Annotated in this window: 22 protein-coding genes; 12 read left to right on the top strand and 10 right to left on the bottom strand. The window is 66.4% G+C overall.

All coding sequences use genetic code 11. The annotated features are described in order from the left end of the window. Positions 1-6 precede the first annotated feature (6 nt). The 3 genes from miaA to ACQ7JA_RS07600 are packed head-to-tail and all read right to left on the bottom strand — an operon-like array spanning position 7 to position 3835. On the bottom strand, positions 7-957 hold the full coding sequence (gene miaA, locus ACQ7JA_RS07610; protein WP_430896218.1) for a tRNA (adenosine(37)-N6)-dimethylallyltransferase MiaA: 951 nt from the start codon (positions 955-957) through the stop codon (positions 7-9). Continuing rightward, entirely contained in the window at positions 954-2858 is a 1905-nt protein-coding gene (gene mutL / locus ACQ7JA_RS07605) for a DNA mismatch repair endonuclease MutL (RefSeq protein WP_430896215.1), read from the bottom strand. Before mutL ends, miaA begins: the two co-directional genes overlap by 4 nt. A 41-nt stretch (positions 2859-2899) precedes the next feature. Further along, a complete protein-coding gene (locus tag ACQ7JA_RS07600) occupies positions 2900-3835 on the bottom strand; it encodes a peptidylprolyl isomerase (RefSeq protein WP_430896213.1) in 936 nt (311 codons plus the stop codon). A 104-nt stretch (positions 3836-3939) separates the two neighbouring features. On the opposite strand from ACQ7JA_RS07600, the gene ACQ7JA_RS07595 reads away from it, so the two are divergent. From ACQ7JA_RS07595 to ACQ7JA_RS07565, 7 genes are all read left to right on the top strand, one after another. Continuing rightward, positions 3940-4584 carry a VTT domain-containing protein gene (locus ACQ7JA_RS07595; protein WP_430896210.1) on the top strand — a complete coding sequence of 215 codons (645 nt, stop codon included), beginning with the start codon at positions 3940-3942 and terminating at the stop codon, positions 4582-4584. A gap of 143 nt (positions 4585-4727) precedes the next feature. Then, entirely contained in the window at positions 4728-5825 is a 1098-nt protein-coding gene (locus tag ACQ7JA_RS07590) for a carbonic anhydrase (protein ID WP_430896206.1), read from the top strand. A gap of 223 nt (positions 5826-6048) precedes the next feature. After that, positions 6049-6546 carry a hypothetical protein gene (locus tag ACQ7JA_RS07585; protein WP_430896203.1) on the top strand — a complete coding sequence of 166 codons (498 nt, stop codon included), beginning with the start codon at positions 6049-6051 and terminating at the stop codon, positions 6544-6546. Positions 6547-6587: 41 nt separating this feature from the next. Further along, the gene (locus tag ACQ7JA_RS07580) at positions 6588-7622 is read left to right on the top strand and encodes a sensor histidine kinase (RefSeq protein ID WP_430896200.1); all 1035 of its coding nucleotides are present in this window, start codon (positions 6588-6590) and stop codon (positions 7620-7622) included. Beyond that, a complete protein-coding gene (locus ACQ7JA_RS07575; protein WP_430896197.1) occupies positions 7619-8368 on the top strand; it encodes a LytR/AlgR family response regulator transcription factor in 750 nt (249 codons plus the stop codon). Before ACQ7JA_RS07580 ends, ACQ7JA_RS07575 begins: the two co-directional genes overlap by 4 nt. Further along, complete coding sequence (locus ACQ7JA_RS07570) at positions 8365-9519, top strand: acyltransferase family protein (protein ID WP_430896195.1); 1155 nt, start codon at positions 8365-8367, stop codon at positions 9517-9519. Before ACQ7JA_RS07575 ends, ACQ7JA_RS07570 begins: the two co-directional genes overlap by 4 nt. A gap of 32 nt (positions 9520-9551) precedes the next feature. Beyond that, a complete protein-coding gene (locus ACQ7JA_RS07565; protein ID WP_430896192.1) occupies positions 9552-10742 on the top strand; it encodes an alpha/beta hydrolase family protein in 1191 nt (396 codons plus the stop codon). 61 nt (positions 10743-10803) lie between these two features. Here the strand turns inward: ACQ7JA_RS07565 and ACQ7JA_RS07560 are convergent, their stop codons facing one another. The 4 genes from ACQ7JA_RS07560 to tsaE form a co-directional block, all read right to left on the bottom strand. Further along, the gene (locus tag ACQ7JA_RS07560; protein ID WP_430896190.1) at positions 10804-12519 is read right to left on the bottom strand and encodes a M1 family metallopeptidase; all 1716 of its coding nucleotides are present in this window, start codon (positions 12517-12519) and stop codon (positions 10804-10806) included. Positions 12520-12801: 282 nt separating this feature from the next. Continuing rightward, complete coding sequence (locus ACQ7JA_RS07555) at positions 12802-13596, bottom strand: D-hexose-6-phosphate mutarotase (RefSeq protein ID WP_430896188.1); 795 nt, start codon at positions 13594-13596, stop codon at positions 12802-12804. An 8-nt stretch (positions 13597-13604) separates the two neighbouring features. Continuing rightward, positions 13605-15026: an N-acetylmuramoyl-L-alanine amidase gene (locus ACQ7JA_RS07550; RefSeq protein WP_430896186.1), complete on the bottom strand. Its 1422-nt coding sequence runs from the start codon at positions 15024-15026 to the stop codon at positions 13605-13607. Then, on the bottom strand, positions 14990-15475 hold the full coding sequence (gene tsaE / locus ACQ7JA_RS07545) for a tRNA (adenosine(37)-N6)-threonylcarbamoyltransferase complex ATPase subunit type 1 TsaE (protein WP_430896184.1): 486 nt from the start codon (positions 15473-15475) through the stop codon (positions 14990-14992). Before tsaE ends, ACQ7JA_RS07550 begins: the two co-directional genes overlap by 37 nt. A gap of 67 nt (positions 15476-15542) precedes the next feature. Between tsaE and queG the strand changes: the two genes are divergently transcribed. Further along, positions 15543-16673 carry a tRNA epoxyqueuosine(34) reductase QueG gene (queG, locus tag ACQ7JA_RS07540; protein ID WP_430896182.1) on the top strand — a complete coding sequence of 377 codons (1131 nt, stop codon included), beginning with the start codon at positions 15543-15545 and terminating at the stop codon, positions 16671-16673. Here queG and ACQ7JA_RS07535 read toward each other — a convergent pair. The 3 genes from ACQ7JA_RS07535 to ACQ7JA_RS07525 all read right to left on the bottom strand — a co-directional run bounded on the left by ACQ7JA_RS07535 (position 16644) and on the right by ACQ7JA_RS07525 (position 19915). Next, positions 16644-17021: a DUF3052 family protein gene (locus ACQ7JA_RS07535; protein ID WP_430896178.1), complete on the bottom strand. Its 378-nt coding sequence runs from the start codon at positions 17019-17021 to the stop codon at positions 16644-16646. The genes queG and ACQ7JA_RS07535 overlap by 30 nt on opposite strands. Before the next feature lie 257 nt (positions 17022-17278). After that, positions 17279-17860, bottom strand: coding sequence for a response regulator transcription factor (locus tag ACQ7JA_RS07530; RefSeq protein ID WP_430896175.1), 582 nt, complete (start codon positions 17858-17860; stop codon positions 17279-17281). Positions 17861-17914: 54 nt separating this feature from the next. Next, positions 17915-19915 (bottom strand): sensor histidine kinase, encoded by a 2001-nt coding sequence (locus ACQ7JA_RS07525; protein WP_430896173.1) that lies wholly within the window; start codon positions 19913-19915, stop codon positions 17915-17917. Between the two features lie 122 nt (positions 19916-20037). Here ACQ7JA_RS07525 and ACQ7JA_RS07520 point away from each other — a divergent pair, with 122 nt between their 5' ends. From ACQ7JA_RS07520 to ACQ7JA_RS07505, 4 genes are all read left to right on the top strand, one after another. Continuing rightward, positions 20038-21066, top strand: coding sequence for a TRAP transporter substrate-binding protein (locus ACQ7JA_RS07520; RefSeq protein WP_430896170.1), 1029 nt, complete (start codon positions 20038-20040; stop codon positions 21064-21066). Positions 21067-21433: 367 nt separating this feature from the next. After that, on the top strand, positions 21434-21952 hold the full coding sequence (locus ACQ7JA_RS07515) for a methylated-DNA--[protein]-cysteine S-methyltransferase (RefSeq protein WP_430896167.1): 519 nt from the start codon (positions 21434-21436) through the stop codon (positions 21950-21952). After that, on the top strand, positions 21925-22830 hold the full coding sequence (xerD, locus tag ACQ7JA_RS07510; protein ID WP_430896164.1) for a site-specific tyrosine recombinase XerD: 906 nt from the start codon (positions 21925-21927) through the stop codon (positions 22828-22830). Before ACQ7JA_RS07515 ends, xerD begins: the two co-directional genes overlap by 28 nt. Before the next feature lie 93 nt (positions 22831-22923). Further along, entirely contained in the window at positions 22924-23118 is a 195-nt protein-coding gene (locus ACQ7JA_RS07505; RefSeq protein ID WP_430896162.1) for a hypothetical protein, read from the top strand. Positions 23119-23200 lie beyond the last annotated feature (82 nt).

Raw genomic sequence — 23200 nt, 5'->3', positions numbered from 1 at the left:
TCATTTTTACAACGCGGCCAGCCGATCCAGCAAGGCTTGCGTCGGGTCCGTACCGAGGCAGTCTATCACGATCCGCTCCGGCATCGCGCGCAGCCAGGTGATCTGGCGCTTGGCCAGCTGGCGGGTGGCGATGATGCCCAGTTCGCGCAGCTCGTCGCGGGTGATCGTGCCGTCCAGGTAGTCCCAGGTCTGGCGGTAGCCGACGCAGCGCATCGAGGGCAGTGTCGGCGACAGGTCGCCCCGCGCCCGCAGCCTTGCTACTTCCGCGACCAACCCTTCGTCGTCGCGGGTGCCCAGCATCACATCGAAGCGCTGCGCGATGCGCTTGTGCAGCACGGCGCGGTCCGAGGGTTCCAGCGCGAAGGAGACGAGTTCGAAAGGCAGCTCGGGCTTGGCGCGCAATCCGAGCAGTTCCGACATGGGTTTCCCGGTCAGCTCGATGATCTCGAGGGCGCGGTTGATGCGCTGGGCGTCGTTCGGTTTCAGGCGCTCGGCCGTGACAGGGTCGAGGGCGGCCAGCTTCGCATGCATCGCCGGCCAGCCGACCCGCGCGGCTTCTTCTTCAATGGCAACGCGCACCGCCTGGTCGGCGGTCGGCAGGTCGTCCAGGCTCTCAAGCAGGCCCTTGAAGTACATCATGGTGCCGCCCACCAGCAGCGGCAGCGCGCCGCGCGAGGAGATCTCGGCCACCAGGCGGATCGCATCCTCGCGGAACTGCATCACCGAATACGCTTCGAGCGGGTCGATGATGTCGATCAGGTGGTGCGGAACGGCGGCCAGTTCCTCGGGCGAGGGCTTGGCGGTGCCGATGTCCATCTCGCGGTAGACCAGGGCCGAATCGACCGAGATGATCTCCACGGGACGGGTCTTCGCGATCGCCAGCGCCGCCGCGGTCTTGCCGGACGCGGTCGGGCCCATGATGGCCACGGCCATCGGTTTCTTCGTTTGAGACATCATTGACCGCGCAGGAAGAGCTTGTCGAGCGCCGCGATCTCTAACTGGACCCAGGTCGGGCGGCCGTGGTTGCACTGGTCGGAGCGCTCGGTGATTTCCATCTGGCGCAGCAGGGCGTTCATCTCCTGGTTCGACAGGATGCGGTTGGCGCGCACGGCCGTGTGGCAGGCGAGGGTGCCGAGCAGTTCGTTGCGGCGCTCGATCAGCACGCGCGAGCCGCCGAATTCGCGCACGTCGCGCAGCACGTCGCGCGCCAGGGTCTGCGCGTCGGCGTTCTTCAACAGGGTCGGCACCGTGCGCACGGCCAGCGTGGTCGGCGACAGGGCGGCGATGTCGAAGCCGAGGGCCGTCAATGTCTCCTGGTGGTCCTGGGCGGTCGCCACCTCGATGGCGTCGGCGTAGAAGGTCACCGGGATCAGGAGCTGCTGCACCTGCAGCTCTTCGCCCTCAAGCCTGGCGTCCAGCGCGTTCTTGATCTGCTCGTAGAGGATGCGTTCGTGGGCGGCGTGCATGTCGACCAGCACCAGGCCCTTGGTGTTCTGGGCCAGGATGTAGATGCCGTGCAGCTGGGCCAGCGCGAAGCCGAGCGGGAAATCGTCGTTCGACAGCGGGCGGTCGGAGGCGGACAGCGGCACGCCGACCGGCGCAGCCGATTTCGCCGGCTCGTTCGACGCGAACAGCGCGCCATAGGCTTCGGTGCGCTGCGCGACGCCGCCCTGCGTGGGCTGCGGGCGCGGATCGTCCCAGCGGCTGCCCGGCGCGAAGGGCGAAGGCGAGAAGGTCGGCGCGAGCTGCGATCCGAACGAAGTCTGCTCGTGCGGGCGCGGCGCCCACACCGGCGTGCCGGTCGGCCGCACTTCGGCGGCGGAAATCGGCGCCGGCGCGCTGCCGTGGGCCGTGGCCGAGGTCTGGGCCAGGGTGCGCTGCACCGCGTGGAACACGAACTGGTGCACCGCGCGGCTGTCGCGGAAGCGCACCTCGATCTTCGATGGGTGGACGTTGACGTCGACCAGGGCGGGGTCGAGGTCGAGCGAGAGCACGTAGCAGGGGAAGCGGTCGCCGTGCAGCACGTCCTGATAGGCCGCGCGCACCGCGTGCACCAGCAGCTTGTCGCGGACGAAACGCCCGTTCACGTAGAAGAACTGGCCGTCGGCGCGTGCCTTGGAGGCCGTCGGCAGGCCGACATAGCCGTGCAGGCGCAAGGGACCTGCCCCCTCGTCCAGCGGCAGGCGCGCCTCGGCGAAGTCGCTGCCCAGGATCTGGGCGCTGCGCTTGGCCGCTTCGCTCACGTTCCAGTGGTCGATGGTGCGGCCGTTGTGCGTGAGGCTGAAGGACACGTCCGGACGCGCCAGCGCAATGCGGCGCACGACCTCGGCGCAGTGGCCGTATTCCGTCTGTTCGGACTTCAGGAATTTGCGGCGCGCGGGAGTATTGAAATACAGGTCCTGCACGTCGATGGTGGTGCCGAAGGCGCCGGAGGAAGGCGCCACGGTACCCTCGTGCGAGCCGACGATTTCCCAGGCGTGGGCGGCATTCGGCGTGCGCGAGGTGATGCGCACCGCGGCGACCGAGGCGATCGAGGCCAGCGCCTCGCCGCGAAAGCCCAGGGTGCCGACGTGTTCCAGGTCGTGCAGCGAAGCGATCTTCGAGGTCGCATGGCGGGCCAGGGCGAGCGGCAGCTGCTCGGGCTCGATGCCGCGGCCGTTGTCGGTGATGGCGATGCGCTTGACGCCGCCTTCTTCCAGGCGCACGGTGATCTGGGTCGCGCCTGCATCGAGGGCGTTCTCGAGCAGCTCCTTCACCACGGCGGAAGGCCGTTCGACGACCTCGCCGGCGGCGATTTGCGAGATGAGCTGATCGGGCAGCTGCTGGATCGGACGGTGGGTAGGGACGGGCGCGTTCATCGGCAAATTATATCCCGCCCCACCGGGGTACGGCGGCGGTGTTACTTCTGCTCGCGCACCGGAATCGGCGCATTGCACAGGTCAATCTTGCCGGTGGCAACCTTGGTCCACGGGCCGCCCCGGTTGCGCTGGGCCTCGACCACGGCCTGGTAGGCGGCGCTGTCGGTGCGCATCACTTCGAACTTGCTGCGCTCGGCTTCCGGCAGGTCGGCCGCGATGCGCACCGACCCGATCGGCATGCGCTGTTCCGGCTTCTCGTAGAAGCCGGCGGCGCCCGTGCCGCGCGGCTGAGCGGACAGCAGGGGCATGCCCTGCACGATGCGGCCCACCACCGTGATGTTGCGGTCCAGGTGGCGCGGCGCGTGGCCGGTGACCACGTAGAGCTGGGAGCCGTTGCCGCTGTCGTAGCCGTTGTCGCGCGCCACGCCGATCATGCCGTAGCAGTGGGGCAGCCAGGTCTCGCCTTTGGCGGGATCGCGGGCGACGGGGAAGCCGTTGACATGGCCGACCTGGGGCGCGTAGACGTCGCCGTCCTTCAGTCGGGTGAAGGCGCCGGCCCTGGCCGCGTCCTTGATCGGCACGGTAAATTCTTCCTTGACGGTTCTGGCGGCCTTGAAGGGCTTCGGATTCTCTTCGTCCGGGTCGCCCCACTGCACCACGAAGCCGTCCTGCGAGCGGATGATGAACAGGCCGTCGAAGTATTTTTCGCGCACCAGGGCGCGGATGTTGGCGGCGGTGGCGGGGGCAAAGGCGGGCGCCAGTTCCATGATCACGCGGCCGGTCGGCAGGTCCATGTAGACCGTGTTCTCCGGGTCCAGCGCGCGCCAGTCGGACGGTTTCGACGCCTTGACCACGTCGGCCACGGTCGGCTTCGGCGGCAGGGTATTGGTCTTGGCGGCGTCTGGCGCGGCATGGGCCGCGAAGCCCATGGCGGCGAGGGCGGCGGTGGCAAGGCGCAAGGTGAACACGGCGGTCATGCAGTCTCCCGTATGGATCAGTATTCAAGCGATTGTGCGGGAATGTGGCCACAAGGTAAAGCATCCGGAGATGCTATGATGGCGGGCTACCTTCTAGGACGAATATGGATTTGATGCAATTGTTCGACATGATTCTTCATGTCGATAAGACGCTGGGCGCCTTGCTGGCCCAGTACGGCCTGTATGTCTACATCGTGCTGTTCGCCATCGTCTTCTGCGAAACCGGCCTGGTGGTCCTGTTCTTCTTCCCTGGCGACACCCTGCTCTTCATCGCCGGCGCCTTCTGCGCCACCGGCGAAATGCACTATCCGCTGCTGACGGCCCTGCTGGTCGCGGCGGCAGTCCTCGGTAACACCCTGAACTATTACATCGGGCAGGCGATCGGCCACCGGGTGTTTTCACACAATTACCGCTGGATCAACAAGGACGCCCTGCAGCGCACCCATGACTTCTTCGAAAAGCACGGCGGCAAGACCATCATCGTGGCGCGCTTCGTGCCGGTGGTGCGCACCTTCGCGCCCTTCGTGGCCGGCGTTTCCGAGATGACCCATGCGCGCTTCCAGCTCTTCAACATCACGGGCGCGGTGCTGTGGGTGGTCAGCCTGGTCACGGCCGGCTACCTGTTCGGCAACATCCCGGTCGTCCGCGAGCACCTGACCGAGATCGTGCTGGTCGGCATCTCGGCGGCCATGGTGCCGCTGGCCATCGGCGGTATGGTTAAGTTCGCACGCCGGGTGCTCAGCCGATGAGCAGTCGCTGAGTTGTCAGATCGCTTCCGGCCCTTGCAACACCTTCAACGCCCCGATATTTTCGGGGCGTTGTTGCTTCAGCGCACTCAAGTTTTGACGACGATTTGCCGATAAGCATGAGGACAGCCCAATCCTGGAATCCCATGCGCCACCTCATCGCCCTGTTAGCTTGCAGTCTCGCCATCGCCGGCGCAAGCGCGAGCGACCCCGCTCCAAAACCCGCCGCGCCGGCCAAGCCGGTCGCCGAATTCAAGGCCAGCGACGCCAAGGTCGACGGCAAGTCGGCCGACGTCAAGGCCATCCTCGAAGGCAAGGGCAGCGTGCCGGCCAAGCCGTCGATCAAGCCGAACCTGAAGCCTGCCGCCGCTCCGGCGCCGGCGCCGGCCGCGGCCGACGAAGAACAGTCCGAAGTCGACCTCTCGGTGCGTATCGCCGAGCGCCTGGCCCAGCTGCGCGAGCAGCAGGCCGCGCGCGTGGCCGCCGCCGCCAAGGCGAAGAAGGCGGCTGAGGCCAAACGCCGCAAGGAAGCCGAAGCGGCGATCGCCGCCGCCAACAAGCCGAAGAACGGCACCCACTGGACCTACGAGGGCGAGTACGGCCCCGCCAACTGGTCGAACATCAACTCCAGCTGGGCCAAGTGCAGCACCGGCAAGCGCCAGTCGCCGATCGACCTGCGCGACGGCATGAAGGTCGACCTGGAACAGATCGCCTTCGACTACCGCCCGACGTCGTTCAGCGAGGTCGACAACGGCCACACCATCCAGGTCAACGTCGGCGGCGGCAACTTCCTCACCGTGGGCAACCAGACCTACGAGCTGCAGCAGTTTCACTTCCACCGCCCCTCGGAAGAGCGCATCAACGGCAAGGGCACGGAGATGGTGATCCACTTCGTGCACCGCAGCTTCGAAGGCAAGCTGCTGGTGCTGGCCGTGCTGCTCGAGCGCGGCCGCGCCAACCCCTTGATCCAGACCGTGTGGAACAACCTGCCGCTGGAAAAGCAGACCACGGTCTCGCCCTCGATCGTGCTGGATCCGAACGAAGGCCTGCCCGAGAAGCGCGAATACTTCACCTATATGGGTTCCCTGACCGAGCCGCCCTGCACCGAGGACGTGCTGTGGATCGTCATGAAGCAGCCGATGCAGGCCTCGCCCGCCCAGATGGCTTTGTTCTCGCGCCTGTATCCCCTCAATGCGCGTCCCGTCCAGCCGAGCAACGGCCGGATGATCAAGGAATCGAACTAAACCGAGTCAACATCGGTGTCCAACCTCGGTGTCAGGTCTGACATTCGGACACGAGCTCAGCTTTAATTGCTCGCCAACTGTCGAGGCTGTGTCTGAATGTCAGACCTGACACCCTGGTTTTGTTTCACCGTTTCATCGTGCCGCGTGCACGGCTTGGCGCATTGCGCTGGACCGCCGTCCTGCCCCTCACTAAGGTGGGAACTTTCCAACCCCGGGAGTTCCCATGCGCGCCTTCCTCGCTTCGATCCTTCTCGCACTCTGCCTCACCCATTCCGCCTACGCCGCCGACGGGGTCCGCAGCAGCGGTCCCGCAGCCGATGTCGCGGCCATCAACAACGTCGTCGAGCAGTTCAAGGCCGCCATCATCGCCCACGACGGCAAGACCCTCGGCAGCCTGTTCCTGCAGGACCACGACAGCTGGCTGTCGGTGGCCGACGAAAAGCGCTGGGAGAAGGTCAAGGCGCGGCATCCGAAGGCGCGCAAGGTCTTCCCCTCGAGCTGGAAGAAGTTCGCCGAATTCGTCCAGACCGAGAGCAAGCCGATCGAGGAGCGCTTCTACAACGTGCGCATCGATACCAACGGCGCGGTCGCCTCCGTGTGGTTCGATTTCGACTTCATCGAAGACGGCAAGGTGGTCAACCGCGGTAGCGAAAGCTGGCAGATGGTGCGCGCGGAAGACGGTTGGAAAATCAGCTCGATGCTGTTCTCGATGGGCGATTGACCAGATAGAATCTCAGGATTGACAGATCCGGAACGCCCAGCGTGAAAGTCGAAACGCCCCTGCTCGTCCCCGTGCTGGCTGCCTTGCCGGTGTGCGCCTGCATGGCCATCCTCGGGCTGCCGGCCTTCGGCCACGGCTATGCGGCCGCCTTCCGGACGCTGTACTTCACGGCCTGCCTGGCCTGGCTGGTCCCGCTGGCGCTGCTGCAGCGGGCCATGTGGCGGCGCGAATGGCCCTGGCTGCGCATGGCGCTGGTGCTCTTGGCGTCGACCTATGCGATGTCCCTGCTCAATGCCGTGCTGGGACAGCGCCTCGCCATCTCGCTCGGGCTGGAGACGGACTACCGCTGGGATGAACTGGTGCAGGGACTGGACGGCTGCTGGCTGGCCCTGATCGCCTTCTGCGCGGTGCATGCGGTGGCCGGCTACTACCTGTCGCTGCAGCAGGTCCAGCTGCACCTGGCCCAGGCGCAGGCGGCGGCGCGCGACGCCGAGCTGCGCGCGCTGCGCCTGCAGGTCAATCCCCATTTCCTGTTCAACTCCCTGAACGCGATCTCCGCGCTGGTCTCGAGCCAAGCCAACCGCGAGGCCAACCGCATGCTCGGCTGCGTGTCGAACTTCCTGCGCTCCACCCTGGCGCACGACGGCCGCCACGAGCATTCGCTGGCCGAGGAACTGGCCCTGCTCGATGCCTACCTCGAGATCGAGAAGGCCCGGCTCGGCGAGCGCCTGCGCCTGACGATGAAGGCCGGCCCCGACCTGCTGGACGCCGTCGTGCCCTACCTGATGCTGCAGCCGCTGGTCGAGAATGCGATCCGCCACGGCATTGCGCCGCTGGCCGTGCCGGGACGGCTCGACATCCGCGTCGTGCGCCAGGGCACGCGCCTGCTGGTCGAGGTGCACAACGATGGCCAGCAGCCTGCGCATGCCGGTAACGGCATCGGCCTGGCCAATGTGCGCGAACGCCTGCGCCACCTCTACGGCGAGGAGCAGCAGGTCGATGCGGGGTGGGGCGCTGACGGCCGCTTCGGCGTGCGCATCGCACTGCCGCTGCGCACCGAGAAGGCAGCGGCATGAACATCCGGGTGGCCGTCATCGACGACGAGCCGCTGGCGCGGCTGGCGGTCAAGGTCAGGCTGGCGCGGAGGAGCGGCTTCGAACTGGTGGGCGAATTCGGCGACGGCGACAGCGCCTGCAAAGGGATCGCGGCGCTATGTCCCGACCTGGTCTTCGTCGACGTCGAGATGCCGGGCAGGACCGGGCTCGAGGTGCTGGCCGCGCTGCCGCCCGGGCAGCGGCCGATGGCGATCCTGCTGACCGCCTATGACGGCTTCGCCGTGCAGGCGTTCGACCTGGCCGCGATCGACTACCTGCTCAAGCCCGTCGACGACGAGCGCCTGGACGAAGCCCTGGACCGCGCGCAGCAGGCCTTTCCCTACCGGGGGCAGGGCCGCGCCGCGCCGCCGGTTGCGCCCACGGTGCACACCTTCAGCGTGCGGGTCGGCGCGCGCACGGTGCTGGTGCCGGTCGCCGAAGTCGAGCGCATCGAGGCCGACGGCGACTATGCCACCCTGCACGCGAACGGCAAGACCTGGCTGGTGCGCGAGCGCCTGCACAACCTGGCCATGCAGCTCGATCCACGCCAGTTCCACCGCATACACCGCTCGACCATCGTGCGGCTCGACATGATCGCCGAGCTGCGCGCCCTGACCAACCGCGACGCCCTGCTGCGCCTGCGCGACGGCAGCGTGCTGCGGGCCAGCCGCACCTATATGCCCGCCCTGGCGGAAGCACTGCAACACCTCAACAAGAAAACCGCATGACGCACTTCGAATCGAAACCCGTCCGGCTCGCCGGACTGGACACCTTGCGCGCGCTCGCCATCGTGCTGGTCCTGATGTCCCACTACAATGGCTTCGTCAGCCGGGCCCCGACCTTCGGCTTCATGGGCGACATCGGCTGGGCCGGCGTCGACCTGTTCTTCGTGCTGAGCGGCTACCTGATCGGCAACCAGCTGCTGGCCCCAAGCGCGCGCGGCGAGAGCCTGGAGCTGAAATCCTTCTTCGCCCGCCGCCTGCTGCGCACGCTGCCGAATTACTATGCGGTGCTGGCCGTGTACCTTCTGCTGCCGGATAGCCCGATCGCGGGCAACAGCATGGCGCCGACCTGGCAGTTCCTGACCTTCACCCAGAACTTCGGCCTGAACTACGGCGAGACCTTCACGCATTCGTGGTCGCTGTGCATCGAGGAGCAGTTCTACCTCGTGCTGCCGCTGGCGGTGCTGGCGCTGGTCGGCAGCAGGCGCTCGCCGCGCCTGCTCTGGTGCGCCCTGTTCGCCGCGATCGGCGCCGGCATGACGGCGCGCGGCATGGCCTTCATGGATGGCAAGGACGTCTTCGCGGCGCCCGTGTACTACTCGAGCTTCTGCCGCTTCGATGAACTGCTGCCGGGCGTGGCCATCGCCATGCTGAAGAACTTCCATCCGGCGGCCTTCGCGCGCGTGCTCCGTCACGGGAACGCGTTGCTGGCGGCCGGCCTGGGCATGGCGGCGGCCGTGCTCTATGGCGTGATGAACGATGCGCCGAATGCCTTCATGGCGTCGACCTTCGGCTTCTCGCTGGTCGCGATGAGTTTCGCTCTGCTGACCTGCGCCGCGCTCAGTCCGGGTTCGCTCCTGAACCGCCTGCGCATTCCCGGCGCGGCCAGCCTGGCGCTGTGGTCCTACGCGGTCTACCTGGTGCACAAGCCGGTATTCATGGCGCTGCGCCCGGAGCTGGTTCGCCTGGGTATCGATCCGGGTGCGCCCTTGACCATTGTCGCCGTCATGGCGGCCGGCGTCCTGGGCGGCTGGGTGCTGTACCGGGTGGTCGAGACGCCCTTCATGCGGCTGCGGGCGCGCTGGTTCCCGGAGGCAGGCGCAAAGGCGGCCTGGCCCGCCCCGGCCTTCCCGTCCGGCAGCGCGCGGGTGGGCTGACGGTCATTGACTCCACATTTTCAGGGACTCGTATGCGCGTGATGCTGTTCATGATGTTCTGCCTGGCCTGCACGGAAGCCCGGTCCGAAAGCCTGTTCACGTTCTCGAACACGCCCGGCCAGCACGCCGTGGGCGTGCGTGTGGTCAAGCAATACGATCGCACGCGCACGTTCACGCCGCAGCAGGGCATGCTGGCAAGCCTGTTTTCCAGACAGGAGAGCCGGGGCCGGCCGATGCAAACGGTGATCTGGTATCCGGCGGAAAAGGGCGGCCAGGGCGTCAGGTATGACGATTACCTGCAACTGGTCGGTTGGGAAACCGACCCCGAACGCTCGCCGAAAGAGCAGGCGCGGACGGTGGATGCCTGGCTGCAGATGGTCACCGATGGCAAGCGCAAGCAACAGGTCGAGTCCGAGCGGCGCAGAAGGATGTGGGCGGTGCGCGACGCCGTGCCCAAGGCCGGCAGGTATCCGGTGGTGATCTACGCGCCCAGTATCAACAACACCACCTTCGAGAACGCGGACATCGCCGAATTCCTGGCGAGCCATGGCTACATCGTGATCGCCGCGCCAACCATCGGAGAAACGGGCCGCTGGATCAAGAAGGATTTGGAGCACGCGGAACTGCAGGTGGCCGATATCCGCTTCCTGATCGATCATGCGCGCACGCTGCCGCAAGCCGACATGACGCGCGTCGCCGTGGCGGGATTCAGCTGGGGTGGGCTCAGCAACGTGCTCGCGGCTGCGAAAGACGAGCGGATCAAGGCCCTGGTGTGCATGGATGGCGCGGTACGGTATTTCAATTCCATCGTGACCCAGGCGAAGTACGCCGTGCCCGAGAAACTCAGGACGCCGCTACTCTTCCTCGCCCAGACCCCGGCTTCGATGGAAAACAATATCCGCTACAAGGAAGACATGAGCGGCAGCTTCATGAGCCGCATGAGCAATGCGGACGTGTACCTGCTGACGATGTATCCGATGGACCATGTCCATTTCGGGTCTGCGTATATCCGGCTCGACGATCCCGCCGAGTACAAGGAATACACGCCTGAGGAAGTCTCGTTCGCATACAGCCTGGGGGCCAGGTACATCCTGAACTTCCTGAATGGCTACCTGAAAAATGACGCATCCGGACTCGCCTACCTGGCGAACCGGCCGGTCGCCAATGGCGCTGCGCCGCATTCGATGAAGATGGAATACATGCCCCGGAAGGGCAAGCGTTGACTGGAAGCGCCTGATTCGCGCACCCTGGCGCAAGCCGGGAGTGCGCTAGATTTTATCGAGTCTATTTCGCCGCACTGCGCTTCTTGCGCTGCTCTTCCCGATACTCCTGATAGCGCTCGATATGCTGCTCGCGGCGCAGGATCTTCGAATTCGGATCGAGGACGTAGTGCGCGTCGGCCTCGAGCTGCACGCTGCCGCGCCCGTCCGTCATGGGCACGTTCACGATGCGCTCGCCGACGCGCACCTCGACCGGCATCGGGAAGGGCGTGTCCTTCTCCGTCTTCCACGCCAGGCTCAGGGTATTGCCGTTGCGGGTGGCCTGCAGGTCCGGCAGCGCCGCCTGATACAGGTAGGCCTGGAAGAACCAGTCCAGGTCGCGCCCGCTCACGCGCTTGGCGATCTCCATGAACTCCTTCGTCGTGCCCAGGCGCGGCTGGAAATTGCCGGGGCGCGGGTCCGGTGTGCCGTAGACGCTTTCGCGGACGGTGCGGAAGAAGGCTTCGTCGCCCATCACGCCGCGCAAGGTGTGCATCACGAGGGCGCCCTTGGTGTAGATGTCCTGGCCCGGTCCGCCGCGTTCGGTCGAATACACCTGGCCCTCGGTGCGTGGCTTGCCCGAGACGATCGGCGCCTTGTTCTGGATGCCGGCGCGCTGCGCCATCAGCTCGGCGAAGTAGGCCTGCTGGCCGCGCAGGTACTGCATGTAGAGCGGCTGCATATAGGTGCCCAGGCCTTCGTGCAGCCACATATCGTCCCAGTCGGCATTGGTCAGCTGGTTGCCGAACCACTCATGGGCGAGTTCGTGCTGCAGCAGCTCGTCGTAGCCGTACTGGGTCTTGGCGTACTTGTTGCCGTAGGCGTTGATGGTCTGGTGCTCCATGCCCTTGTGCGGGGTCTCGACCACGCCCATCTTCTCGTAGCCGAAGGGGTAGGGGCCGATGGTGCGCTCGAAGAACTCCAGCATCTGCGGGAATTCCTTGAACAGCTCGGCGGCCTGCTTGTCGTTCTGCGGCAGGTACCAGAAGCGCAGCGGGACCGTGTTGCCGTAGCGGCTGGCGTAGTTCCCTTCCAGGAGCTTGTAGGGGCCGACGTTGATCGAGATGCCGTAGGTGCTGGGGTTCCTGGTCGACCAGTTCCAGGTGCGCCAGCCGTCCTTCTCGTCCATGCCCATCGCCACGCCTGCGCCGGCCGCGACCAGGGGCGCCGGCACCGTGAAGTGCTGGTCGACCTGCTTCGGCTTGCCGGTCGGGTGATCGATGCAGGGCCAGAACAGGTCGCAGCCTTCGCCCTGCACGGCGCTGGCCACCCAGGGCTGGCCATCGGGCGTTTGCGACCACACGAAGCCGCCGTCCCATGGGGCATTCTTGGCCACGTGCGGCGTGCCGCTGTAGCGCACCCGGACCGTGGTCTGCTTGCCCGGTTCCAGGCGCTGCGGCAGCCTGACCGTGAGGCGGCCTTCCGGATTGTTCCAGCTGCTGGCGGCGAGTGCCTGGCCATCGACCTCGATGGCCTCGATCGGCAGGTTGCGGTCGAGGTCGAGCTCGATGCGGTCGACCGGCTGGCGCGTGCCGAAGGTCAGCAGGGCGTCGCCCTGGATGCTGCGGGTCGCGGGTATCACCCGGATGTTCAGGTCCGCCTTCTCGAAGCTGAGCGCCAGCTGGTCGGGACTGCGTGCGACGCCGGAATCGACGGTGTAGCTGCTCAGCGAGGGTGGGGGCGTGGTGGCGCAGGCGGCCAGCAGGGAACTGGCGGCAGCAGCGATCGCGATCTTTTTCATCTGGCGGGCGGAGGCAGTTAATAATCTGTCCAATTTATCACGGAGGAAACATTCCGGATAGTTTGACGGCCCGCGGTCCGTAGGGTGGGCGGGCTACACCAATTCCATTTGTGTAGCCGTGAATCGCGCGCCGCCCACGCGTTCAACTCACTGATGAGCAGAGAGGGCGCTCATTCGAAGTCTGGTTGAACGCGTGGGCGGCGTTAGGAGCACGATGGATCACCCGGAGTAGTAGAGCCGCCCACCCTACGGTTCCCGGCGGCTCCGGCGTGCGTGGTGGAGTCAGCTGACGCGGTAGGCGCCGGTCCAAGACTGGCCCGGCGCCAGGGACAGCGGCTCGAGCAGGGCCGGTTCGATGCACACGAAGCGCTTGTATTCCTCGTCCGCCATGTCCGACAGGGCCGCAGCATCAGCCGCGCCCGGATTCCACACGACGGCGTCCAGGAAGCCGCTTTGTTCCAGCTGCAGCGTGCGTTCGCCGGTGGCCAGGCTGGCGCGTCCCGTCACGTGCGGGTAGACCTTGTCGAGCTTGTCGATGATCGAGATCTCGTCCGAGGAGATGCCTTCGATGCGCACCGCGCACACGTCCGGCACCAGGTAATAGGTGTGCAGGGCGGCGGAGAAGGGGAAGGCAGCAACGCCCTCGTTGCGCACGGTGAGCGTCATCGCCAGCTCGTTGGCGCGGACCGCCACGCGCAGCAGCAGGCTGAAATCGTGCGGCCAGGCCTGGCGGACCGGATCGGCCAGCATGCGCGGCGCCAGCGCGAATTCGGCCCAGGCCGCGCCGTCATCCAGGCCGCTGCCGGCCAGTTCCCAGGTGCTCACGCGCGCAAAGCCGTGGCGCATGCCCGTGCCGCGTTCCGCGAACTGCGGGAAGATCACCGGCACGCCGCCGCGGATTGCCTTGCTGCCGTCCATCGCCGACTGCGTGCTGAGGAACATGCCCTCGATGCCATCCGCCCCCGTCCACGAGACCAGGTGGGCGCCGTACAGCGTCACGATGGCCTGGGCGCCGTCGGGCGCCGCGATGCGGATGGCGGGCAGCTGCCCGAAGGTGATTGGCGTGGCGTGGGTCATGGGCGATATCAGGTCTGGCGGCTCTTGGCCATCGGTGGGTTGTCGGCGAAGTAGCGCTTGATGCCCTTGGTGATGGCGTCGGCCAGCTGGTTCTGGTAGCCGTCGTCGCGCAATCTCGCTTCTTCGTCGGGGTTGGAAATGAAGGCGGTTTCGACCAGGATCGAAGGAATGTCCGGCGCCTTGAGCACGGCGAAGCCGGCCTGTTCGACGGCCGCCTTGTGCAGGCGGTTGATGCCGCCGATTTCCTTCAGGACGGCCTTGCCGACCTTCAGGCTGTCGTTGATCTGGGCCGTGGTCGACAGGTCGAACAGCACGCTGGCGAGCACCTTGTCCTGCACCGCGGCGTTGGCGCCGCCGATCAGGTCGGCCTTGTTCTGGTCGTTCGCCAGCCAGCGCGCCGCGCTCGAGCTCGCGCCCTTCTCGGACAGCACGAAGACCGAGGAGCCGCGCGCGGTCGGCGAGATCCAGGCGTCCGCGTGGATCGAGACGAACAGGTCGGCCTGCACCTGGCGCGCCTTCTGGACGCGCTGGCCGAGGGGCACGAAGTAGTCGCCGTCGCGGGTCAGCATCACGCGCGTATTGGGCAGCTGTTCGAGTTTCGCTTTCAGGCGCTTGGCGACCGCCAGCACGATGTCCTTTTCGCGGCTGCCTTTGGCGCCGATCGCGCCCGGGTCTTCGCCGCCGTGGCCGGGGTCCAGCGCAATGGTCACCATGCGCACCACCTTCTGGGCGGGCGCCCTGGCGACCTGCTTGCCCGGCGTCGGCTGGACCGGCTGCGACGGCGGCGTGCCGTTCAGGGCCGACATCTCGGATTCCAGCTTGGCGATGGCGTCCGGAGCGACTTCGGTCTGGGCCGGCGGCGTGGCCGGCAGGGGCGAGGCCGGGTTGGCGCTGTTCGCAGCCGCGGCCGGGGCACCGTCGGTGGTCCACTCGCCTTTCTGGATCATGGCCGCGATCGGGTCGACCGGCTTGACCGGATACAGGTCGAAGATCAGGCGGTGCTGGTAGCCGGCCACCGGGGCCAGGGTGAAGACCTGCGGCTTGATCTCTTCCTTCAGGTCGAACACCAGCCGCACCACGTTCGGCCGGTTCTGGCCGACGCGCACCTGCTTGATGTAGGGGTCGTTCGATTCGACCTTGGCCACCAGGCTTTTCAGGGTGTTGTTCAGGGCCAGGCCGTCGATGTCCACCACCAGGCGCGGCGGATCGGCCACCAGGAAGTGCGTGGTTTTCAGCTCGCTGTCGTTTTCCAGCGTGACGCGGGTGTAGTCGGGCGCAGGCCAGACGCGCACGGCCATGATCTGGGTGGCGCTTGCCGGCAGCGGCGTGAGGACGGACAGCAGCAGGGTGCCGCCGGCCTTGAGCAGGGTGCGGCGGTGCGGTGAACCGGGAATCAGGGGGGCGGGGCGTAGGCGAGACGGTCGAGGCATAGCAGGCCCAATTGAGACAACGCCTGCAATTCTACCTCACGGCCGAGTCCACTGACGCTAAGCAAGACCCGGACGTCGGGTGGCGGCAACACCGGCGTGCCCTTTTCGGGCCATTCGACGATGCAGACATTGCTGCCGTCGAAGTCGTCGCGGAAGCCCGCGTCGAGGAATTCCTCGGGGCTGGACATCCGGTAGAGATCGTAGTGGATGATGTTGCCAGGTTGGCCATCTAGCGTGACGCGGTAGGGCTCGGACAAGGTATAGGTCGGGCTTTTCACCGTGCCCGTGTGCCCGCTGGCCTGGATCAGGGCGCGGGTGAGCGCCGTCTTGCCGGCGCCGAGGTCGCCGTGCAGGTAGATCACCAGGCCGGGCTGGAGCGCGCGCGCGAGCGCCTGCCCCAGGGCGATGGTGGCGGATTCGTCGGGCAGATAGGCTTTGAAGGGATGCATCGAATAAAATAGCGTGGGTTAAAGCTCGTCCTGTCGCGGCTGTTGATGCCGCTGGTTCCATCCTGCCATGTCGACCACTTCCCCAGATTTGCCTGAACTTTCCCGCGCCATCAAGGCATGGGGACGCGAACTCGGTTTCGCCGACGTGCGCATCGCGGACGTCGACCTGGCGCATGCGGAAGCCGGCCTGCAGGCCTGGCTGGACGCCGGTTATCACGGCGAGATGGATTATATGGCAAGCCACGGCATGAAGCGTGCGCGGCCGAACGAGCTGGTGCCGGGCACGGTGCGCGCCATCGTCGCGCGCATGGACTACCTGCCCATGAGCCGCGACGAGGGCTGGCGCGAGCAGGAACGGGCGCGGCAGCTCGAACCGGGCGCCGCCGTGGTCTCGGTGTATGCACGCGGGCGCGACTACCACAAGGTGCTGCGCAACCGCCTGCAGGCCCTGGCCGAGCGGGTCAAGGCGGCGGTGGGCGAGCTCGGTTACCGCGTGTTTACCGATTCGGCGCCGGTGATGGAATTGCCGCTGGCCGAAAAGGCCGGCCTGGGCTGGCGCGGCAAGCACACCCTGCTGCTCTCGCGCGACGCCGGCTCGACCTTCTTCATCGGCGAAATCCTGGTCGACCTGCCGCTCCCGCTCGACCCGCCCACCGGCGCGCACTGCGGCGCCTGCAGCGCCTGCATCGACGTGTGTCCGACCCAGGCCATCCTCGGACCGGGTCGCCTGGATGCGCGGCGCTGCATTTCCTACCTCACCATCGAACTCAAGGGCAGCATTCCGGAAGAACTGCGGCCTCTGATCGGCAACCGCATCTACGGCTGCGACGACTGCCAGCTGGCCTGCCCCTGGAACAAGTTCGCGCAGCGGGCCGCGCTGCCGGATTTCGACGAGAGGAACGGCCTGGGCGAAGCGGGCATGATCGCGCTGTTCGCCTGGAACGAGGAGGAATTCAACCGGCGGATGGAAGGCAGTCCGATCCGCCGCATCGGCCACGAGCGCTGGCTGCGCAACCTGGCGGTCGGGCTGGGGAATGCGGCGGGAAAGGATGGCGCGGATGGCGAGGCGATCGTTACCGCGCTGCGCGCACGCGCCGGGCACCCGTCCAGCCTGGTGCGCGAGCACGTGCAGTGGGCGCTGGCGCGCCATCGCGTGGATGTTTCCTCTCTATTCGATACGCTTGAGGCGCAGGGCTGACCAGTCGCCGTCGATCGAGATCATCGCCACGCCGGTGATGCCGTTTTCCTTGGCATAGGCGTTGATGGAGTCGCGGTTGATGTCGGTCGCCTTGGAGGCAGTCTGCTTGAGGTAGGCGATCCACAGCGAGCCCTTGTCGCCGAGGCGTTCCTTGGCGGCGGGCAGGTATTGCTCGAGTTCCTTGCGGTTCAGGGCGAACAGCAGGATGACATCGAAGGGACCGTCGCCCTCCTTGACGATCTCGGCGGGCATTTGCGCCGCCACAGCCGGGTTGGCCTGGCCATTGAGGATCAGCATCGATTTGGCCGTCCTCAGGAACATTTTGTCTGCGACAGTCTTTTCGTTCATGAGTATTCCTAAATGCAATTGCTCGCGGCGTAGTGCGGCGAGGCGTTCAGGCTGATTTTACAAGGCTTCGTGCAAAGGGCAGGGACGCTTGCATGCGTGCAAATTTATGCGCCGGATGGCTCGCCAATGCTCGTCATATCGGCTGTTCGTAGGGTGGGCCTGGGCGGCCCCGCGGGTCTCCCGCCCACGCGTTCAAATCACGGTTGCACTGAGGCGGCTCGACCGACAGTTGAACGCGTGGGCAGAATCTGCCCACCCTACTTCAAAAGCCCGGCCAACTCGACGGCCGTCTTGACCTGCATCTTGTCGAAGATATGCGCCCGGTGCACCTCCACCGTCCGCATGCTGATGCCGAGCTTGTCCGCCACGACCTTGTTCATCATCCCGGCCAGGATCAGGTCCAGCACCTCGCGCTCGCGCGCCGACAGGGTCGCCAGGCGCGCCTGTACCGCTGCCGCCTCGGCCGCCTTGCGCGAGGCTGCGAGGGCTTCCTCGACGCGGTCCATCAGCACATTGTCGTTGAAGGGTTTCTCGAAGAAGTCGAAGGCGCCGCGCTTGAGCGAGTCGACCGCCATCGGCACGTCGCCGTGGCCGGTCAGGAAGATCACGGGCAGGCGCGACAGCAGGCCGCGCGCCGCCAGCTGGTCGAACACCGCGATGCCGTTCATGTCCGGCATGCGCACGTCCAGCAGGACGCAGTCGCCTTCCGGATCGGGCGCGCCCACGGCGTCGAGGAAGGCCTGGCCGCCGGCATGGCCGCGCGACTGCAGGCCGCGCGATTGCGCCAGCCAGGCGAGGGCGTCGCGGATGACGTCTTCGTCGTCGACGATGTGCAGCATGTGGTGTCTCCGTCCTGTCGGGGTGTGCCCGCGTTGTTGTGTGCAGCCGGGATTTTAGCCCAGCGTTCCGTCCGCCGCTTGGCCTGCATGACAAGGCAGGGCAAAGGTAAACACCGTGCCGCCGCCCGGGTTCGGCCCATGGCTCAGCGTCCCGCCATGGAATTCGATCGCCGTGCGGCAGATCGACAGGCCCATGCCCATGCCCTCGGCCTTGGTCGAATAGAAGGGCTCGAACAGGCCGGCCGCGACGTGTTCCGGAATGCCGTGGCCGCGGTCGATCACCGACACCGCCACCTTGTCCTCGATGTGGGCGGCGGCGATGCGCAGCACGCGCTGCCCCGGCGCCGTGTCCTGCATCGCCTCGATGGCATTGCGCGTGAGATTGAGCAGCACCTGTTCCAGCATCACGCGGTCGGCCGCCACCTCCGGCAATTGCGGCGGCAGCTCGACGCGCAGCACCACGCCGGCCTGGCGCGCCTGCAGTTCGACCAGGGCGCGCACGCCGTCGATCACGCTGCGGATCGTCACCTGCTCGCGGCGCGGCTCGCGCTTCTTGACGAATTCATGCACGCTGCGAATGATCTGGCCGGCGCGCTGGGCCTGCTGGCGCGCCTGTTCCAGCGCGTGGCGCAGCATGCCGCCATTGAGCGCTTCGCCCGACCCCTTGCTGCGCTCGAGCACGTTGATCGCACCCGCCGTGTAGCTCGAGATCGCCGCCAGCGGCTGGTTCAGCTCGTGCGCCAGCATCGAGGAAATTTCCCCCATGGTGGCGAGGCGCGCACTCGCTTCCAGCTTGGCCTGCTGCTGGCGGTTCAGTTCCTCGACGCGCTTGCGATCGGTGATGTCGAGGATCGAGCTCATCCAGCCGGTCTGGCGGCCGTCGGCGTCCACCAGCGGCGCTTCGAAGACCAGCACCGGCACCCGCACGCCGTCGGGGCGCTGGAATACGGTTTCGAATTGCGGGGTGATATTCCCCGCCAGCACGCCACGGAAGCGTTCCTCGTAGTCGGCCATCGCTTCCGGCGCCCAATAGGGCATGGGCGGCTTCTTGCCGACCAGTTCTTCCGCCGGGTGGCCGACGATTTCGCAGAAGGCCCGGTTGACATAGGTCACGCGGCCCTCGAGGTCGCGCGCGCGCAGGCCCGTGATCAGGGAGTTTTCCATCGCGGTGCGGAAGGCCATCTGCTGGCGCAGCGCGCTCTCCGCGGCCAGGGTGCGCGAGATGTGGCGCCACAGGGCGCCCAGGCTCAGCACCAGGCCCAGGGCCAGCACGATCACCGAGCCCACCAGCAGGTTGGGCAGCAGCTGCGGCGCGCGCTTGGTGCTGTCGGTGGACAGGATGACCAGGGCGCCCGGCAGGTCGAGCTCGCGCCGGTGCGTGTAGATGCCACGGCCGGGGCCGCCGGCCGCACGCCGCGCCACCGGCTGGTCGTCGCGGTCGAGCAGGGTCAGGGCATTGTCCTGGGCGAACCACCAGGGCACGGTTTCGTCGAGCAGGATCTGCAGGCTGTAGGTCGCCACCAGGCTGCCGGCCGGGCGCCCGTTCGCATACAGCGGCAGCACGTAGTCGAGCACGCCGGAGGTGGCGGCGGTCGCGCCGTACACTTCGCTGTAGCGGCCGCCGCGGGTCCCGGCGGCGACCTCGGCCGCCAGTTGGGTGGGCGCGGGCAGGGCGGCGGGCGGCTCCAGGCCGTGGCTGGCCATGACCTTGCCCTCGGCGTCGTACCAGACCACGCGGACCAGCTCGCGGCCATTGTTGAACATCTGCTGGAAGCGCGCCTCCAGGGCGGCGGGCGAGGGTGGGCGCGTGACCAGGTCGGCCCCCAGGCCGGCCAGGGCTTCCTCGCTGCGCGCGAGCTCGAAGCGCAGGGTCTGCTCGACCCAGAGCGTGTCGGCGATCAATTGCTCCTGTCGCTCGGTGGCTTCCATCTGGCGCGCCTGCCAGGGCAGCCAGACCAGCACCGCCAGGAACAGCAGCACCAGCAGCACCGGCACCAGCCAGCGCCAGGAACGCGCGCGCTGGGCGGCTCCGGGCTGGGCTGAAGGAAATGTCATTCGAGGCTGCATATACCTTACACTGTCGAGCGATTGTGGATGTCCACGATGGTGCACCTGTCCTGGTGCGCGCAGACTGGGACTATCTTATTCCCATTGTTCTTCAGGAAGACCGAAACCTCATGCGATTCCCCCTCCTGGCCGCGGTGCTGCTTGCCTGTGCCGGATTCGCCTCCAGCCCCGGCGCCTTGGCGCAAGCGCGCACTGCGCCGAACGCGTCCGCTGCGCCGATCGTCATCAAGTTCAGCCACGTGGTCGCACCCGGCACGCCGAAGGGCCGCGCCGCCGAGCGCTTCAAGGCGCTGGCCGAGCAGATGAGCAATGGCCAGGTGAAGGTGGAAGTCTACCCGAACAGCCAGCTCTACAGGGACCGCGAGGAGCTCGAGGCCCTGCAGCTGGGCGCGGTGCAGATGCTGGCGCCTTCGCTGGCCAAGTTCTCGCCGCTGGGCGTGAAGGAATTCGAAGCCTTCGACCTGCCCTACATCTTCCCCTCCAAACAGGCGTTGTATGCGGTGACCGAGGGCCGCATCGGCCGCAAGCTGCTGGCCAAGCTGGAGTCCAAAGGCATCACCGGCCTGGCCTATTGGGACAATGGCTTCAAGATCATGTCGGCCAACAAGCCGCTGCTTGCGCCCGCCGATTTCCGCGGCCTGCGCATGCGCATCCAGTCCTCGCGCGTGCTGGACGAACAGATGCGCGCGCTCGGCGCCCAGCCGCTCTCGCTGGCCTTCTCGGAAACCGCACCGGCCCTGCGCAACGGCGTGGTGCAGGGCACCGAGAACACGCCCTCGAACATGTTTACGCAGCGGATGCATGAAACCCAGAAGCACCTGACAGTGTCCAACCATGGCTACCTCGGCTATGCGGTCATCGTCAACAAGAAGTTCTGGGATGGCCTGCCGGCCGCGACCCGCCGCATCCTCGAGCGCGCCATGGCGGAAGCGACGGCCTACGAGAAGACCATCGCCCAGCGCACCAACGACGAAGCACTGGAAGCGATCCGCCGCGCGGGCACCACCACCATCCATACGCTCAGCCCGCAGCAGCAGGCCGAGTGGCGCAAGGCGATGGCGCCCGTGTATGCACGGGTGGAAGAGCGTATCGGCAAGGACCTGGTGCAGGCGATCCGGCGCGAAGCGGGCGCCAGGTGACATGGAGACGACACATGTCGCGAACGGTCATGCGATTTCTTCATAAGTAAAATAATTGTAGTAATGTGGTCAAAAAGATACGTTTGAGCGCAATGCTTGCGTTATGATGGGGCCTTCTCGCACTTACATGGTGCGTACGCGAACAGAACACACACGGTTTTGGGGAGCATAGAGAAAATCACGGTAATCCATACCGGAGAAAAATCGAGGAGACACACGTTTTACAGAAGCCGTTAGCACAGCTAAACGGCCGGGGACGTGACCCGAATTGGAGCGCACCTTTGAGTGCGCTTTTTTTTCGTCCGCAGCGCCGCCCGGCGTCTTCAAAGGGGTGGCCTGGGGACCGCTCACCGGTTAAGATGGGGGCATGAAGACAGACTCGGTTTCGTTCAACGCCATCGTGCCGGCCCCGTTTGGCGCGCTCGGGATCCGCACGCAGGAAGGCCGGGTGCGCGAGCTGGTCTACCTGCCGCCGTCCTACGAAGAAAAGGCGGCCGACAACGAGGTAGCCGCACAGGCTGCGGAGCAGGTCGGCCGGTATCTGGCCGACCCCGATTTCCGTTTCGACCTGCCCCTGTTCCAGGCCGGCACCGATTTCCAGCGCCGTGTCTGGGGTGAGATCTCGAGCATCCCGCGCGGCAGCGTCAAGACCTACGGCCAGCTGGCCAAGCTGATTTCTTCGGCCCCGCGCGCGGTCGGCCAGGCCTGCGGCGCCAACTGGTTCCCCCTGATTATTCCCTGCCACCGCGTCACCGCATCCGGCGGCCTGGGCGGCTTCTCGAACCAGGACGACGAGAACGGCTTCCACCTGTCCGTCAAGCGCTGGCTGCTGCGCCACGAAGGCGCAACCGCATCCCCATGGCAGCAGCAATCGATCTGGGACTGATCGACGAGTTCTGCGACACCCTCTGGCTGGAACAGGGGCTGGCCAAAAATTCGCTCGACGCCTATCGCCGCGACCTGAAGCTCTTCGCCGGCTGGCTGGAAGCGAAGCGCCCGCAGCGCGCCAGCCTGCTCGCCGTGCAGCCGGAAGACATCGCCGCCTATTTCGCCGAGCGCCACGAAGACACCCGCCCCAGCTCGGCCAACCGGCGCCTGTCCGTGCTCAAGCGCTTCTATGGCCTGGCGCTGCGCCGCAACCAGATCGCGCAAGACCCCTGCCTGAAGATGGCCTCGGCGAAACAGCCGCTGCGCTTCGTCCACACCTTGAGCGAAAGCCAGGTCGAGGCCCTGCTCGCCGCGCCCGATATATCGACGCCGCTGGGTTTGCGCGAACGCACCATGCTGGAGCTGATGTATGCCAGCGGCCTGCGGGTATCGGAACTGGTGGCATTGAAACTGGTCGAAGTGAGCCTGAACGATGGCGTGCTGCGCATCACCGGCAAGGGCAGCAAGACCCGCCTGGTACCATTCGGACAGGAGGCAAGGCTGTGGCTGGAGCGTTACCTGAAAGATGCGCGCGGCATCATCCTGAACGGGCAGGTCGACGATGCGCTCTTCGTGACCGGCCGCGGCGGGCCGATGACGCGCCAGATGTTCTGGATCCTGATCAAGAAACATGCACTCAAGGCCGGCATCAAGGGGCCGCTGTCGCCGCACACCCTGCGCCACGCCTTCGCCACCCACCTGCTGAACCACGGCGCCGACCTGCGCGTGGTGCAGCTCTTGCTGGGCCACGCAGACATTTCCACCACACAGATTTACACGCATGTTGCGCGCGAGCGCCTCAAGCACCTGCACGCCCAGCACCACCCGCGGGGTTAATTCAAACCGCGGCGCAATCCCTCGTCCATAATGGCCGTGCAGCACGGCAGTGGACATCCCTCTTCAATTGGCAGAGCTCGTAACGAGGTAAACATGGCAAAGACAAACTTCCAGTACGAAAAGCGACAACGGGAACTCGAGAAAAAGCGCAAGGCCGAGGAAAAGGCGCGGCGCAAGCAGGAAGCGAAACATGCGGCGCCGGAAGGACAGGATGGCGCCGCCGGCGGGCAGGATGGCGAAACCTCGGCCGATGCGGAAGACGAGGCGGCGCCACAAGGCGCCGCCTGAACCGTCCGCCTTCGGCTGCGTGCGAGCGCCGGTGCGGGGAAGATTGGGCGCGCGGACTCCGTCTTGTTAGCAAGATGGAGCT

It is taken from the genome of Massilia sp. BKSP1R2A-1 (assembly GCF_050586525.1).
Lineage (GTDB): Bacteria > Pseudomonadota > Gammaproteobacteria > Burkholderiales > Burkholderiaceae_D > Telluria.
The sequence above is the reverse complement of the archived record's forward strand: the minus strand, read 5'-3'. Positions and strand labels throughout refer to the sequence as shown.

Coding starts and splice junctions, on each gene's coding strand:
- miaA (WP_430896218.1), bottom strand. CDS start 957: ATGATGTCTCAAACGAAGAAACCGATGGCCGTGGCCATCATGGGCCCG.
- mutL (WP_430896215.1), bottom strand. CDS start 2,858: ATGAACGCGCCCGTCCCTACCCACCGTCCGATCCAGCAGCTGCCCGAT.
- ACQ7JA_RS07600 (WP_430896213.1), bottom strand. CDS start 3,835: ATGACCGCCGTGTTCACCTTGCGCCTTGCCACCGCCGCCCTCGCCGCC.
- ACQ7JA_RS07595 (WP_430896210.1), top strand. CDS start 3,940: ATGGATTTGATGCAATTGTTCGACATGATTCTTCATGTCGATAAGACG.
- ACQ7JA_RS07590 (WP_430896206.1), top strand. CDS start 4,728: ATGCGCCACCTCATCGCCCTGTTAGCTTGCAGTCTCGCCATCGCCGGC.
- ACQ7JA_RS07585 (WP_430896203.1), top strand. CDS start 6,049: ATGCGCGCCTTCCTCGCTTCGATCCTTCTCGCACTCTGCCTCACCCAT.
- ACQ7JA_RS07575 (WP_430896197.1), top strand. CDS start 7,619: ATGAACATCCGGGTGGCCGTCATCGACGACGAGCCGCTGGCGCGGCTG.
- ACQ7JA_RS07570 (WP_430896195.1), top strand. CDS start 8,365: ATGACGCACTTCGAATCGAAACCCGTCCGGCTCGCCGGACTGGACACC.
- ACQ7JA_RS07565 (WP_430896192.1), top strand. CDS start 9,552: ATGCGCGTGATGCTGTTCATGATGTTCTGCCTGGCCTGCACGGAAGCC.
- ACQ7JA_RS07560 (WP_430896190.1), bottom strand. CDS start 12,519: ATGAAAAAGATCGCGATCGCTGCTGCCGCCAGTTCCCTGCTGGCCGCC.
- ACQ7JA_RS07555 (WP_430896188.1), bottom strand. CDS start 13,596: ATGACCCACGCCACGCCAATCACCTTCGGGCAGCTGCCCGCCATCCGC.
- ACQ7JA_RS07550 (WP_430896186.1), bottom strand. CDS start 15,026: ATGCCTCGACCGTCTCGCCTACGCCCCGCCCCCCTGATTCCCGGTTCA.
- tsaE (WP_430896184.1), bottom strand. CDS start 15,475: ATGCATCCCTTCAAAGCCTATCTGCCCGACGAATCCGCCACCATCGCC.
- queG (WP_430896182.1), top strand. CDS start 15,543: ATGTCGACCACTTCCCCAGATTTGCCTGAACTTTCCCGCGCCATCAAG.
- ACQ7JA_RS07535 (WP_430896178.1), bottom strand. CDS start 17,021: ATGAACGAAAAGACTGTCGCAGACAAAATGTTCCTGAGGACGGCCAAA.
- ACQ7JA_RS07530 (WP_430896175.1), bottom strand. CDS start 17,860: ATGCTGCACATCGTCGACGACGAAGACGTCATCCGCGACGCCCTCGCC.
- ACQ7JA_RS07525 (WP_430896173.1), bottom strand. CDS start 19,915: ATGACATTTCCTTCAGCCCAGCCCGGAGCCGCCCAGCGCGCGCGTTCC.
- ACQ7JA_RS07520 (WP_430896170.1), top strand. CDS start 20,038: ATGCGATTCCCCCTCCTGGCCGCGGTGCTGCTTGCCTGTGCCGGATTC.
- ACQ7JA_RS07515 (WP_430896167.1), top strand. CDS start 21,434: ATGAAGACAGACTCGGTTTCGTTCAACGCCATCGTGCCGGCCCCGTTT.
- xerD (WP_430896164.1), top strand. CDS start 21,925: ATGGCAGCAGCAATCGATCTGGGACTGATCGACGAGTTCTGCGACACC.
- ACQ7JA_RS07505 (WP_430896162.1), top strand. CDS start 22,924: ATGGCAAAGACAAACTTCCAGTACGAAAAGCGACAACGGGAACTCGAG.